Below are 13,515 nucleotides of genomic sequence, written 5' to 3'. Positions count from 1 at the left end.
GACCTCCCAATCGAGACAGTAACCGGGATTTTGGATTTTGAGCCGAGGGGAAGGCCCGGGGGGCCTTGTTCCGAACGGTTCGCGTAGGGGCGTCAGTACGAGGGGATGCGCTCGCCCCGCACGACTTCGGACTGCAGTTGTGCCACCTGGGAGAGGTCCAGGGCGTCGCGGACCGCGGACAGTGCCTTCGCGCGCTCGGTCCTGCCGATGATCGCCGCACTGGAGTTGCGCAGCGCCAGGTCGCGCGTGACCTCGTCGCCGAGCGGCAGCACGTCCACCTCCATGCCGAGCCGGCCCTGCACCTCGTCGAGGTTCCAGACGGTGGCGTCGGCCTGCTTCTGCGCGAACAGGTCGCGCAGCTGCATGTAGGACGACTCGACCCACTGGACGTCGTCGCGTCCGGCGAAGGCGCGCTCGGCCAGCACGCGCTGGTCCTCCGAGGCGTGGTCGACCGCGACCCGCAGGCCGGGGTCGTCCAGGGAGACTCCGTCGCGCACCAGGAAGCCGTGTGCGCCCACGTACGTGGCGGGACCCAGGTCGGCGACGAGCGCCAGCTGGTCCTTGTGCTGCTCGACCAGCCCGTCGGCCGCGAAGCGCGACAGGACCACCAGGTCGACCTTGCCTTCGAGGAGGGACGCCGTACGGTCGCCCGCGCCACGCATGAACGTGATCGCGAAGGGCGTGCCGGCCGCTTCGAACGCGGCACGCAGCCCTGTGGCCAGGCCCTCGTATCGGCGCGAGTAGGGGAGCGGCATAGCGGCCAGCAAGGTGCCGAGGCCGGAGAGGCGCCACAGTATGGCGCGGTCCGAGCGGACCAGGAAGGTGCCCAGATGGCCCCGGGCGGCGGTCGCGATGGCCCCTGCCTCCTCCAGGAGGCGCAATGCCGCCTGTACGGTCCCGTTCCCGCACCCCAGCTCCTGGGCGAAGTCCTTCACGCGCGGCAGCCGCGTGTCCACCTCGTGGCCCATGAGGAGGACCGCGAGCTGGCGCGCCGCCAGGCCGTTGCGCGTAAGGAAGCGCTCGTCGAAACCGTTCACAAACCAGACAGTAACCAGGATTCTGGATACTGGCAAGGGGTCCGGATCTGTGCGGTCATAGGCGCAGGATCCAAGGACGCAGCGGGCGGAGGAGAAGAGGCGTGGCGAACCCCGTACCCCCGCGCGACCGGACCGATCAGCCCTGGCGCTCCGAAGGCGCGCCACCGCCACCGCCCCCGCAGTCGCCCAAGCGCAAGATGCCCGGCGGCTGGGGCGGACTCATCCTGACGGCCCTGGTCGTCTACCTCATCGCCAACCTGGTGCTGTCGTTCTTCAACCAGGGGGACGAGCCGACCATCTCCTACACGGAGTTCAGCAGGCAGGTCGCGAACGACAATGTCACCAAGATCTACGCCAAGGGTGACGCGATCCAGGGCCAGCTCAAGAAGGAGCAGCCCACCCCCGACGACAGCGACGGCGGCAAGAAGAATTACACGAAGTTCACGACGCAACGGCCCTCCTTCGCCGACGACGACCTCTGGGCCAACCTGGAGAAGCACGACGTCGTCGTGACCGCCGAACCCGTCGTCCAGGAGCGCAGCTTCCTGTCCAACCTGCTCATCTCGCTCGCCCCGATGCTGCTCCTGGTCTTCCTGTGGATCTTCATCGCGCGGCGCATGAGCCAGGGCATGGGCGGCGCGGGCGGCATGCTCGGCCGCAAACAGCCGCCCAAGCCGGTCGAACTGGAGGCCGGGAAGAAGCGCACCACCTTCGAGGACGTCGCCGGCATCGACGAGGTCGAGGGCGAGCTCAACGACGTCGTCGACTTCCTCAAGAACCCCGAGGCCTACCGCAGGATGGGCGCCAAGATGCCGCGCGGTGTGCTTCTCGCCGGCCCGCCCGGCACCGGGAAAACGCTGCTCGCGCGCGCGGTGGCGGGTGAGGCGGAGGTGCCGTTCTTCTCGGCGTCCGCCTCGGAGTTCATCGAGATGATCGTCGGCGTCGGCGCCTCACGCGTGCGTGAACTCTTCGCCGAGGCCCGCAAGGTCGCCCCGTCGATCATCTTCATCGACGAGATCGACACCATCGGCCGCGCGCGTGGGGGCGGCAGCGGCATGGGCGGCCACGACGAGCGCGAGCAGACTCTGAACCAGATCCTCACCGAGATGGACGGCTTCACCGGCTCGGAGGGCGTCATCGTCATCGCCGCCACCAACCGCGCCGACGTCCTCGACCCCGCCCTCACCCGGCCGGGACGCTTCGACCGCGTCGTCACCGTCTCGCCGCCCGACCGGGGCGGCCGCGAGGCCATCCTCAAGATCCACTCCCGCGAGATCCCGCTCGCCCCCGACGTGGACCTCGCCCAGGTCGCCCGCACGACGCCGGGCATGACCGGCGCGGAACTCGCCAACCTCACCAACGAGGCCGCCCTCCTCGCCGTCAAGCGCAAGCAGGACCAGGTCACCCAGACCGACCTCTCCGAAGCGCTGGAGAAGGTGCAGCTCGGCGCGGAACGGCCGCTGGTGATGCCGGACGAGGAGCGCCGCCGCACCGCCTACCACGAGAGCGGCCACGCCCTCCTGGGCATGCTCCAGCCCGGCGCAGACCCGGTTCGCAAGATCACGATCGTGCCGCGCGGCAGAGCGCTCGGCGTCACGCTGTCCACCCCGGACGCCGACAAGTACGCGTACACGGAGGAGTATCTCCGCGGGCGCATCATCGGCGCCCTCGGCGGCATGGCGGCCGAACACGTCGTCTACGGCGTCGTCACCACCGGAGCGGAGAACGACCTCGAACAGGTCACCAACATCGCCCGCGGCATGGTCGGCCGCTGGGGCATGAGCGAGAAGGTCGGCCGGCTGTCCGCCCTGCCGAACGACGCCCAGCAGACCTACGGCCTGGCCGCCGCCCCCGACACGCTCGACACGATCGACCGCGAGATGCGCCGCATCGTCGACGAGTGCTACCAGGAGGCGTGCGACACCTTGCGCGAGAACCGAGCCAGGCTGGACGCCCTGGCCGGCGCCCTCCTGGAGAACGAGACCCTCGAAGAGGCGGACGCCTACCGGGTCGCCGGCATCGCCCGCCTCGGCAAGGACTGATGACGCCCTACGACTCAGGGCGTACGCGCGATCAGGTAACGGAAGACATTGGGCATCCACACGGTGCCGTCCTTGCGCACATACGGCTGCAGCGCCTCCGTCACCTCCTTGTCCACTTGCGCCAGATCCGTCGCACTCACCGCCGCGTCGAACAACCCCGTGGACAGCAGGCCGCGCACCGCGCTCTCCGCGTCGGCGTACCCGAACGGGCACGCCACGCGACCCGAACCGTCGGGCCGCAGTCCGGCGCGTTGAGCGACGTCCTCCAGGTCGTCCCGCAGCGCGGGCCGCCAACTGCCCGTGCCGCACGGGTCGGAGAGCTTCGTGGCCACCCGCAGCACCGCCGACGAGGCGCAGCGCTCCGGCGGGCCCCAGCCGACGAGCACCACGGCGGCACGCCGCTCCGCCAGCGGCGCGACGCGCTCCAGGAGCGCCGACAGACCCGCCGAGTCCCCGGCCGTGCAGCCGATCGGCTGGAAGGCGGTGACGAGGTTGTACGGAGGGTCGCCGGGCTCGGCGACGCTCATGCCGTCCTCGCCGCCGTCCGTGAGCCGCAGGGCGCGAGGCGCGGACCCTTCCCCGGCGGCGGGCAGCAGCCGGTCGCGGGCGAGCGCGAGCCGTTCGGGTTCGGCGGGTTCGACGCCTGTCACGGCGGCGCCGCGCGAGGCGGCCATGAGCAGGGCGAGGCCGGTACCGCAGTCGAGTCCCAGGAGCCGGGTGCCCGAGCCGACCTCGAGCCGCTCGTACACCGCTTCGTAGACGGGGACCAGCATGCGCTCCTGGATCTCCGACCAGTCACGCGCGCGTGCGCACAGGTCCACGCGCGGCGCGGGGTCCGCGTGGGAAAGGTGTCGCCGCACGAGCGTAGGTGTCATCGAAAGTGCCCCAATCCAACGAGAGATGCCGAGAGTTGTCGCTGTGGTGTGTGAACCGATTTCGCGCGCTGCTCGCTCTCCCCCCGTAAGCCAGAGAACTCCGCATCGTCCGTCACGTCTAGGGGGTGTCGGGCAGGCGTGCCGACAATGCACGCGTGCTCCGTCGTGCGCCCCCCGGTCGCGGCCGGGGGCCGGGCGCGGCAACCGGGCGAAAAGGATTCGAGTACGCCAGGACCCGCGCCGTAGCATGCGCGCCATGGCCAAAGCACCTGTTCTCACGCCCCGGGCGGAAGACTTTCCGCGCTGGTACCAGGACCTCGTCTCCAAGGCCGAACTGGCCGAGAACGGACCGGCGCGCGGCACGATGGTCATCCGACCGTACGGCTACGGCCTGTGGGAGCGGATGCAGCAGGACATGGACGCCCGTATCAAGGAAACAGGCACGCAGAACGCCTATTTCCCGCTCCTGATCCCGCAGTCCTATCTCGCCAGGGAGGCCGACCACGTCGAGGGGTTCGCGCCCGAACTGGCCGTGGTCACGCACGGCGGCGGCAAGGAGCTGGAGGAGCCCGCCGTCGTCCGCCCCACCTCGGAAATGATCGTCAACGACTATTTCGCCAAGTGGATCCAGAGCTACCGGGACCTCCCCCTTCTCATCAACCAATGGGCCAACGTGGTGCGCTGGGAAATGCGCCCCCGGCTGTTCCTGCGGACGACGGAATTCCTCTGGCAGGAAGGCCACACGGCGCACGCGACATACGAGGGGGCGCGTGACTTCGCGGCACGCATCCACCGGCACGTTTACGCCGACTTCATGGAAAACGTGCTAGCGATGGATGTCGTGCTCGGCCGCAAGACGGCCAAGGAACGCTTCGCGGGCGCGATCAACACGCTCACGCTCGAAGGAATGATGGGCGACGGCAAGGCCCTCCAGATGGGCACCAGCCATGAACTCGGCCAGAACTTCGCCAAGGCGTTCCACACCCAGTACCTGTCCAGGGAGGGCAAGCAGGAACTTGTCTGGCAGACCTCCTGGGGCTCGACCACCCGCATGATCGGCGCGCTGGTGATGATGCACGGCGACGACGACGGACTGCGCGTGCCGCCCCGGCTCGCGCCCTTCCAGGTCGTGGTCCTCGCCATCAAGGGCGACGACGCGGTGATCGCCAAGGTCCGCGAGATCGGCGACGCCCTCAAGGCGGCCGGCGTCCGGGTGCGGATCGACGACCGCACGGACATCCCCTTCGGCCGCCGCGCGGTCGACTGGGAGCTGAAAGGCGTCCCCGTACGGATCGAGATCGGACCCCGCGACCTGGAGAACGGCACCGCGATGCTCGCCCGCCGCATCCCGGGCGGCAAGGAGGCCGTGCCCGTCGACGTCCTGGCCGGGCTGCTCCCCGCCGTCCTCGAGGAGGACCAGGCGCTGCTCCTGGCCCAGTCGCGCCGACGCCGCGAGGACCGTACGAGCGAGGCCGCGACCTTCGACGAAGCGGTCGAGGCGGCCCTCGCGGGCGGCTGGGCCCGCATCCCGTGGGCGACGCTCGGCGAGGAGGGCGAGGCGGCCCTCGCCGAGCACGGCGTCTCCGTACGCTGTCTGCTCGCCGCGGACGGGTCGGTGCCGGACGCGGACGACGCACCCGGTAACGTCGCGATCGTGGCGCGCGCCTACTGAGCCACCTTCAGTCGCGCGGAAGAGGCCGAAACGTCTCTTGCGCACCGGACCGATACGTACGCCCCGGCGCGAACAGGCCACCTACGCGCCGGAGCGTACGCGTTGCTACGCACCACCTTGGTGCGAGCTGTGCGGCTTCTCCGCAGATCAGCGCACCCGCCCTCGTCCGGATGCATGAGCGACGACTGACTGGTACGTGCAAAATATTTGGGATGCCCCGGAATAGGAACACAGAGGTACCCCGGCTCGTTGTCACGACGTGAGCACGACACCACCTGTTCTCGCCGCAGAGCTGGCAGGGGCGTGGGCCGACATTCAGCGGCACCACCCCGAACTGCCGGATCTTGCCGCGCCCGAATCCCTGATCGGGGAGTCGTCGTCCGCCTGCGGGCACGAGCTCTCCTTCGAGCGACTCCTCCATGAGGCAGTCCACGGCATCGCCGCCGCGCGCGGAATCCGCGACACCTCGCGCGCCGGCCGGTATCACAACCGCAGATTCCTGGCCATCGCCGAGGAGTTGGGCCTCGACCATCCTGAGGAGCCGCATCCCAGCAGCGGCTTCTCCCTGGTCACGCTCAACCCCGACGCCAAGCAGCGCTACCGGCAGACGATCGAGCGGCTGCACCGCGCCCTCAAGGCGCACACCGTCGCGACCGCCGCCGACACCAAGCGCAGCTTCCGCGGCCCGGCCGCCCGGCACGGATCCTCCGGAGGCGGCGTCCGCGTCAAGGCGGTCTGCGACTGCGGCCGCAATGTCCGCGTCGTACCGTCGGTGCTCGCCCAGGCGCCGATCATGTGCGGCGGCTGCGGCAAGCCGTTCCGCATCCCGGAGGTCGTCGGAGCCGCCGTGGGGTGACGGCGAGGCGACTGGTGAGGGCGGCCGTGAGCACCCGGGGGAGGGTTCGGCCGCCCCGGCGAGGTGTGGCACAATGGCTAGCTGTACTCGACAGTCGCACAGGACCCCTCTCTCCTCCGGCTGACGCGTCCATCGGGCACTCGGGTACCGCAACCCCACGCGGCAATCTCGCCGTGCCCACCCACGTCAAGACCAGGAGACACCACTTCCGTGGCAGTCAAGATCAAGCTGAAGCGTCTGGGCAAGATCCGTTCGCCTCACTACCGCATCGTCGTCGCCGACTCCCGTACCCGCCGTGACGGCCGGGCCATCGAGGAGATCGGTCTGTACCACCCGGTGCAGAACCCGTCGCGCATCGAGGTCGACTCGGACCGCGCGCAGTACTGGCTGAGCGTCGGCGCGCAGCCGACCGAGCCCGTCATGGCCATCCTGAAGCTCACCGGCGACTGGCAGAAGCACAAGGGTCTGCCCGCCCCGGAGCCGCTGAAGGTCGCCGAGCCGAAGCAGGCCCGCCCCTCCTTCGAGGCGCTCGCCACGGCCGACGAGCCCAAGGGTGAGGCCATCACCCAGAAGAAGAAGGCTGAGAAGAAGGACGAGGCCGCTGACGCCTCGTCCGAGTCGACCGAGGCCTGAGCATGCTCGAGGAGGCTCTTGAGCACCTCGTGAAGGGCATTGTCGACAACCCCGACGATGTGCAGGTCGCCTCGCGCAACCTGCGTCGTGGGCGCGTGCTCGAGGTCCGGGTCCACCCGGACGACCTCGGGAAGGTGATCGGCCGCAACGGCCGCACCGCGCGTGCTCTGCGTACTGTCGTGGGCGCCATCGGCGGCCGCGGTGTCCGCGTCGACCTCGTCGACGTCGACCAGGCTCGCTGACGAAGTTGAACACCGGCTCGGGCCGGGGAGGGCTTTCGAGCCGTCCCCGGCCCGTAGTCGTTGACGGCCTCGGCCGTCCCGCCGGTCCTTCGGCCGGCCCCGTCGTACGACAGGCATGACAGGAGAGTCACCGACCGTGCAGTTGGTAGTCGGGCGCATCGGCCGCGCCCACGGCATCAAGGGTGAGGTCACCATCGAGGTGCGCACCGACGAGCCCGAGCTGCGGCTCGGCCCCGGCGCGGTGCTCGCCACCGACCCCGCCGCCACCGGACCGCTCACCATCGAGTCCGGCCGCGTCCACAGCGGCCGGCTGCTGCTGCGCTTCGCGGGCGTGCGCGACCGGACCGGTGCGGAGGCGCTGCGCAACACCCTCCTGATCGCCGAGGTCGACCCGGAGGAGCTGCCGGAGGACCCGGACGAGTTCTACGACCACCAGCTCATGGACCTCGACGTCGTCACGGCCGACGGCACCGAGGTGGGCCGCATCACCGAGATCTCGCACCTGCCCTCGCAGGACCTGTTCATCGTGGAGCGGCCCGACGGCACCGAGGTCATGATCCCGTTCGTCGAGGAGATCGTCACCGAGATCGACCTCGAGGAGCAGAAGGCGGTCATCACGCCGCCGCCCGGCCTCATCGACGACCGCGCGGAGATCGTCTCCAGCCGCGACGCCGATGACGCCGACGCCGACGACGACGCCGAGCGTGCCGGGGACGAGTCCGCATGAGGCTCGACGTCGTCACGATCTTCCCCGAGTACCTCGACCCGCTGAACGTCTCGCTCGTCGGCAAGGCACGCGCGCGTGGGCAGCTCGACGTCCACCTGCACGACCTGCGGGGGTGGACCCACGACCGGCACAACACGGTCGACGACACCCCCTACGGCGGCGGCCCCGGCATGGTCATGAAGACCGAGCCCTGGGGCGAGGCGCTCGACGACGTCCTGGCGGACGGGTACGAGAACGGGGCGCGAGGGCCCGTCCTGGTCGTCCCCACGCCCAGTGGACGCCCCTTCACCCAGGAACTCGCCGTCGAGCTCTCCGAGCGCCCCTGGCTGGTCTTCACGCCCGCGCGCTACGAGGGCATCGACCGCCGCGTCATCGACGAGTACGCGACCCGTATGCCGGTCTACGAGATCTCCATCGGCGACTACGTCCTCGCGGGCGGAGAGGCCGCCGTGCTGGTGATCACGGAGGCGGTCGCCCGTCTGCTGCCCGGCGTGCTCGGCAACGCCGCCTCGCACCAGGACGACTCCTTCGCGCCCGGCGCCATGGCCAACCTCCTCGAAGGACCCGTCTACACCAAGCCGCCCCAGTGGCGCGGCCGGGACATTCCCGACGTGCTGCTCAGCGGCCACCACGGCAAGATCGCGCGCTGGCGCCGCGACGAGGCGCTGCGCCGCACCGTGCGCAACAGGCCCGACCTCGTGGAGCGCACCGACCCGAAGGCCTTCGACAAGAAGGACCGGGAGATGCTCTCGATCCTGGGGTGGCGGCCGGGCCCCGACGGACGATTTGGGCCAACGCCCGAGGCCGTGGAAGAATAGGCCGCTGCTGTACGTCCAGCCGGCGCCCCTGCCACAGGGGGAACGACGTCAGGCCCGACGCGATCAGCTACCGAAACTCATCGCATACCTCCCACCGATGACCTGTGGCATCGGTGAAGAAAGCAGACGATCATGTCTCACCTGCTCGACTCCGTCGACGCCGCGTCGCTCCGCAGCGACCTCCCGGCCTTCCGCCCGGGTGACACCGTCAACGTCCACGTCCGCGTCATCGAGGGCAACCGCTCCCGTGTGCAGCAGTTCAAGGGCGTAGTCATCCGCCGCCAGGGCGCCGGTGTCCGCGAGACCTTCACGGTCCGCAAGGTCTCCTTCTCCGTCGGCGTCGAGCGCACCTTCCCGGTGCACACGCCGATCGTCGAGAAGATCGAGCTCGTTACCAAGGGTGACGTCCGCCGCGCCAAGCTGTACTACCTGCGCGAGCTGCGCGGCAAGGCCGCCAAGATCAAGGAGAAGCGCGAGAACTGATCTCGCGCCGCGAGAGCACCTCTCGCGGACGGCGTCACAGCGCGGCCGGATACCATCCGGTCTCGATGGACACCGAAGCACAGCCTGTGGAGCGCGACCGCTCCTCCCAGCCCTCGAAGGACACCTCGGCGGGCGAGGAGGACCGGTCGCGCTCCTCTTTGCTGTCCGGACTCACCGCCTGGCTGCCCGGCGGACGCGTCACCTTGACGCTCCTCGCGTGCGTCGCCCTGCTGCTCGCTTTCGGTGTCTTCGTGATGCAGCCCTTCCAGATCCCCAGCAGCTCCATGGAGAGCACGTTGAGGGTCGGGGACCGCGTTCTCGTAAACAAGTTGGCGTACCGTTTCGGTGCCGAGCCCGGCCGCGGGGACGTGGTCGTGTTCGACGGCAGCGGGTACTTCGGGAACGCCGACTACGTCAAACGCGTCGTCGGTACGGGGGGCGACCATGTGGTCTGCTGCGACAGCAAGGGGAGGATCGAGGTGAACGGCCAGTCCGTGGACGAGCGCTCCCTGCTGCACGCGGGAGACGCCGCTTCGGAGGTGCCGTTCGACATCGAGGTGCCCGAGGGCACCCTCTTCCTGCTCGGCGACCATCGCGGCGACTCCCGGGACTCGCGTGACTACCTCGGCGCCCCGGGCGGCGGGTTCGTCCCCGTCGGCCAGGTGATCGGCAAGGCCCAGTGGATCGCCTGGCCGTTCGGACACTGGCGCTCCTTGTCGCGTACGGACGTCTACGCGCGCGTGCCCGCACCCGGCGGTGCCCATGGGTAGGCGCGGCAAGGTCCGTGACGGCCACGACCCGGACGAGCAACTCCCCACCGGGAGCCGGCCCACCAGCGGTCAGCCGCCGCGCGGCCGGGCCGAGCGGCGCAAGCTCGCCCGCAAGGTGAAGCGGCGCAGAAGGCGCTCGGCGATCAAGGAGATACCGCTCCTCATAGGCGTGGCCCTGCTCATCGCCCTCGTCCTGAAGACGTTCCTCGTCCAGGCCTTCGTCATCCCGTCGGGCTCCATGGAGCAGACGATCAAGATCGGTGACCGGGTCGTCGTGGACAAGCTCACGCCCTGGTTCGGCGCGGAGGTGCACCGTGGTGACGTCGTCGTCTTCCGGGACCCGGGGAAGTGGCTGGAGCAGGAGACCGGTCCGACGGAGGACACCCCCGTCGGGATCAAGCAGATCAAGACCGGCCTGACCTGGATCGGGCTGCTGCCCTCCGACGACGAGCGCGACCTCATCAAGCGGGTCGTCGGCGTCGGCGGCGACACCGTGAAGTGCTGCGACGAGCAAGGCAGGGTCACGGTCAACGGCGTTCCGCTGAACGAGTCCGCGTACATTCACCCGGGCAACGCTCCCTCCAAGTTCACCTTCTCGGTGAAGGTGCCCGAGGGGCGGTTGTTCATGATGGGCGACCACCGCGCGAACTCCGCGGACTCGCGCTTCCACCTGACGGACAAGTTCAACGGCACCGTCTCCGAGGATTCCGTGGTGGGCCGCGCCCGCTGGATCGTGTGGCCCGTGGGGCACTGGTCGGGGCTCGATGAACCGGACACGTTCGCGGCGGTGGCCGACGCGCATGGCGACGGGTCGGCGGCGGCCGCCGGTACGTCACATAGGCTGGACGTCGCGAACAGCTCCGCACCGAGTTCGAGGACATCGAATTCGGACGGATTGATCCCCCTCCCGACCCCTGCGGAACTCCCGCTCGTTATGGGAATGGTGGGCCTGCATCGCGTAGGGATCAGGCAGCGGCACGGAGTGAGGAGTGGATGTGGGGGACTTGGCGGTCGGCGCACGGTCAGGGCATGGACCCGAGGAGCAGCCCGGGCGATCCGACGACGCGGCGAGTCCGGCCGTGACGGACCGCCTTCCCGAGGACGGTGACGCCATGGAGCCGACACCCGCCGAGGGCTCGGGATCCGGCAGCGACGAGGTCGCGAGCAAGGAGAAGAAGCCCCGCTCCTTCTGGAAGGAGCTGCCGCTCCTCGTCGTCATCGCGCTGGTTCTCGCCCTGGTGATCAAGACGTTCCTGGTGCAGGCGTTCTCGATCCCCTCGGCCTCGATGGAGAACACGCTGCAGATCGGCGACCGGGTGCTCGTCGACAAACTGACCCCGTGGTTCGGCTCGGAGCCGGAGCGCGGCGAGGTCATCGTCTTCCACGACCCGGCCAAGTGGCTCGAGGGTGAGCCGACGGCGGAGCCGAACGCGATCCAGCAGGTCCTCAGCTGGGTCGGCCTGATGCCGTCCGCGGACGAGAAGGACCTCATCAAGCGCGTCGTGGGCGTCGGCGGCGACACCGTCGAGTGCAACGGCACGGGCCCGCTCAAGGTGAACGGCAAGGCGCTCAGTGAGCCGTACGTGTACGCGGGCAACACCCCGTGCAGCGCGGACAACGCGGGCGGAACGTTCAAGGTGAAGGTTCCGGAAGGCAAAGTTTGGGTCATGGGCGACCACCGCCAGGACTCGATGGACTCCCGGTACCACCAGAGCGACAAGAACCAGGGCTTCGTGCCGGTGGACAACGTCGTGGGCCGGGCCATCGTCGTCGCCTGGCCGCCCACGCACTGGTCGACGCTGCCGGTGCCGGACACCTTCGACCAGCCGGGGATCAACGCGGCGGCGAGTGCGGCCCCGGGCGCACTCGGCCTCGCGGGCGCGGTGCCGCTGGTCCTGTTGCGCCGACGCAAGATCAACAAGCGTCTCGCCGAGGGGAACACCAGGGTTTCTGGGACCGGTACCGCCGGGTAGGGTGCCGTCCCAGATCGCCGATCTTCCGAGGTCCGTGCCGCTCAGGGGCCGGACCGGGCAGGTCGAATTCTCCGACGCGGGGAGCAACTGGGATGAGCGGGACACGTCGTACGAGCGAGGGCCACGGCCGGGCCGACAGCGTGCTGTCGGGCATAGCCGTGGCCCTCGGCTGTGTGCTGTTCCTCGGCGGATTCGTCTGGGGCGCCGTGGTCTACCAGCCCTACACGGTGCCCACCGACTCGATGTCGCCGACGATCGGCGCGGGCGACCGGGTCCTCGCGGAGCGCGTCGACGGCAGCGAGATCAAGCGCGGTGACGTCGTCGTCTTCCAGGACAAGAGCTGGGGCGACATGCCGCTGGTCAAGCGCGTCGTCGGCATCGGCGGCGACCGGGTCGCCTGCTGCACGGACGGCAAGCTCACCGTCAATGGCGAGAAGATCGAAGAACCGTATCTGCAGGGCGGTCAGAGCGCCTCGATCACCGGCATCAAGTCCACGACCGTTCCTGAGGGGCGCCTGTTCTTCCTCGGCGACGAGCGCAGCGGCTCCCTGGACTCCACCGTCCACCTCGACGACATCCAGCACGGGTCGGTGGCCCGCGACGCCGTGAAGGGCCGCGTCGACGCGGTGGCGTGGCCCATGGACGGCATGCTGCCCACGCCCACCGGCTTCGAGGAGCTGCCCGGCGGCATCTCGCAGCCGGGGCCGCTCAAGCTGATGCTGACCGCGGTGGTCGTGGGCGCCTTCCTCGTTCTGGTGGGTGCGGCCTACGGCCCGATCGCGCAGCGTGCGCGACGCTCGCGCGCCAGGTCCGCGGAGCCGGCCCGTGCCTGAGCTGGGGAGCGAACTGCGCAAGGTCGCGCGCGTCGTCCTGCTCGACCGGGACGACCGTGTCCTGCTGCTGCACGGACACGAGCCCGGCGACCGGAGCGACGACTGGTGGTTCACGCCGGGAGGCGGCGTGGAGGGCGACGAGACGCGTGAACAGGCGGCGCTGCGGGAACTGGCGGAGGAGACCGGCATCACCGACGTGGAGCTCGGGCCCGTGCTGTGGCAGCGGACCTGCTCGTTCCCGTTCGACGGGCGCCGCTGGGACCAGGACGAGTGGTACTTCCTGGCGCGCACGACCACCACGGCGGACGTGCTGCCCGAGCTGCACGGGACAGGCCTGACCGACCTGGAACGACGCAGCGTCGCCGGAGCGCGTTGGTGGACGTACCGGGAGTTGGCCGACGCGCATGAGACGGTGTATCCGACCAGACTCGCCGAGCTGCTGAACCGATTGCTCGACGACGGTCCCCCTGGCCGGCCGCTGGTCCTGGACACGGAAATCGTCTAGAGGCTGCAGAGGCTGGCGCACAATGGGGGGACGCACGGCTGAAGGGGAA

The 13,515-nt window shown here is 69.7% G+C and carries 15 protein-coding genes; 13 read left to right on the top strand and 2 right to left on the bottom strand.

Features of this window, described 5'->3' with window-relative positions; genetic code table 11:
* Positions 1-92 precede the first annotated feature (92 nt).
* The gene (yhfZ, locus tag N5I75_RS00630; RefSeq protein ID WP_476673144.1) at positions 93-1,037 is read right to left on the bottom strand and encodes a GntR family transcriptional regulator YhfZ; all 945 of its coding nucleotides are present in this window, start codon (positions 1,035-1,037) and stop codon (positions 93-95) included.
* A 101-nt stretch (positions 1,038-1,138) separates the two neighbouring features.
* On the opposite strand from yhfZ, the gene ftsH reads away from it, so the two are divergent.
* The gene (gene ftsH, locus N5I75_RS00625) at positions 1,139-3,079 is read left to right on the top strand and encodes an ATP-dependent zinc metalloprotease FtsH (protein WP_476673142.1); all 1,941 of its coding nucleotides are present in this window, start codon (positions 1,139-1,141) and stop codon (positions 3,077-3,079) included.
* A 14-nt stretch (positions 3,080-3,093) separates the two neighbouring features.
* Here the strand turns inward: ftsH and N5I75_RS00620 are convergent, their stop codons facing one another.
* Entirely contained in the window at positions 3,094-3,954 is an 861-nt protein-coding gene (locus N5I75_RS00620; RefSeq protein WP_476673140.1) for an SAM-dependent methyltransferase, read from the bottom strand.
* 256 nt (positions 3,955-4,210) lie between these two features.
* Between N5I75_RS00620 and proS the strand changes: the two genes are divergently transcribed.
* From proS to N5I75_RS00560, 12 genes are all read left to right on the top strand, one after another.
* Entirely contained in the window at positions 4,211-5,626 is a 1,416-nt protein-coding gene (proS, locus tag N5I75_RS00615) for a proline--tRNA ligase (RefSeq protein WP_476673138.1), read from the top strand.
* A gap of 259 nt (positions 5,627-5,885) precedes the next feature.
* Positions 5,886-6,482, top strand: a complete 597-nt coding sequence (locus N5I75_RS00610) for a hypothetical protein (RefSeq protein ID WP_476673136.1) — start codon at positions 5,886-5,888, stop codon at positions 6,480-6,482.
* A gap of 210 nt (positions 6,483-6,692) precedes the next feature.
* The gene (gene rpsP, locus N5I75_RS00605; protein ID WP_476673134.1) at positions 6,693-7,115 is read left to right on the top strand and encodes a 30S ribosomal protein S16; all 423 of its coding nucleotides are present in this window, start codon (positions 6,693-6,695) and stop codon (positions 7,113-7,115) included.
* A gap of 2 nt (positions 7,116-7,117) precedes the next feature.
* On the top strand, positions 7,118-7,357 hold the full coding sequence (locus tag N5I75_RS00600) for an RNA-binding protein (RefSeq protein WP_324767399.1): 240 nt from the start codon (positions 7,118-7,120) through the stop codon (positions 7,355-7,357).
* A gap of 136 nt (positions 7,358-7,493) precedes the next feature.
* On the top strand, positions 7,494-8,084 hold the full coding sequence (gene rimM, locus N5I75_RS00595) for a ribosome maturation factor RimM (RefSeq protein WP_476673131.1): 591 nt from the start codon (positions 7,494-7,496) through the stop codon (positions 8,082-8,084).
* Positions 8,081-8,902 carry a tRNA (guanosine(37)-N1)-methyltransferase TrmD gene (gene trmD, locus N5I75_RS00590; RefSeq protein ID WP_476673129.1) on the top strand — a complete coding sequence of 274 codons (822 nt, stop codon included), beginning with the start codon at positions 8,081-8,083 and terminating at the stop codon, positions 8,900-8,902. The genes rimM and trmD overlap by 4 nt, the downstream gene beginning before the upstream one ends.
* 132 nt (positions 8,903-9,034) lie before the next feature.
* On the top strand, positions 9,035-9,385 hold the full coding sequence (rplS, locus tag N5I75_RS00585) for a 50S ribosomal protein L19 (protein WP_015657568.1): 351 nt from the start codon (positions 9,035-9,037) through the stop codon (positions 9,383-9,385).
* A gap of 65 nt (positions 9,386-9,450) precedes the next feature.
* On the top strand, positions 9,451-10,155 hold the full coding sequence (gene lepB / locus N5I75_RS00580; protein WP_476673127.1) for a signal peptidase I: 705 nt from the start codon (positions 9,451-9,453) through the stop codon (positions 10,153-10,155).
* A complete protein-coding gene (lepB, locus tag N5I75_RS00575) occupies positions 10,148-11,263 on the top strand; it encodes a signal peptidase I (RefSeq protein WP_476673125.1) in 1,116 nt (371 codons plus the stop codon). Before lepB (N5I75_RS00580) ends, lepB (N5I75_RS00575) begins: the two co-directional genes overlap by 8 nt.
* A gap of 4 nt (positions 11,264-11,267) precedes the next feature.
* Positions 11,268-12,128 (top strand): signal peptidase I, encoded by an 861-nt coding sequence (gene lepB / locus N5I75_RS00570; protein WP_476673123.1) that lies wholly within the window; start codon positions 11,268-11,270, stop codon positions 12,126-12,128.
* Positions 12,129-12,220: 92 nt separating this feature from the next.
* Positions 12,221-12,961, top strand: coding sequence for a signal peptidase I (gene lepB / locus N5I75_RS00565; protein WP_476673121.1), 741 nt, complete (start codon positions 12,221-12,223; stop codon positions 12,959-12,961).
* Entirely contained in the window at positions 12,954-13,466 is a 513-nt protein-coding gene (locus N5I75_RS00560) for an NUDIX hydrolase (protein ID WP_476673119.1), read from the top strand. The genes lepB (N5I75_RS00565) and N5I75_RS00560 overlap by 8 nt, the downstream gene beginning before the upstream one ends.
* Positions 13,467-13,515 lie beyond the last annotated feature (49 nt).

It is taken from the genome of Streptomyces sp. R818 (assembly GCF_056172735.1).
The sequence above is the reverse complement of the archived record's forward strand: the minus strand, read 5'-3'. Positions and strand labels throughout refer to the sequence as shown.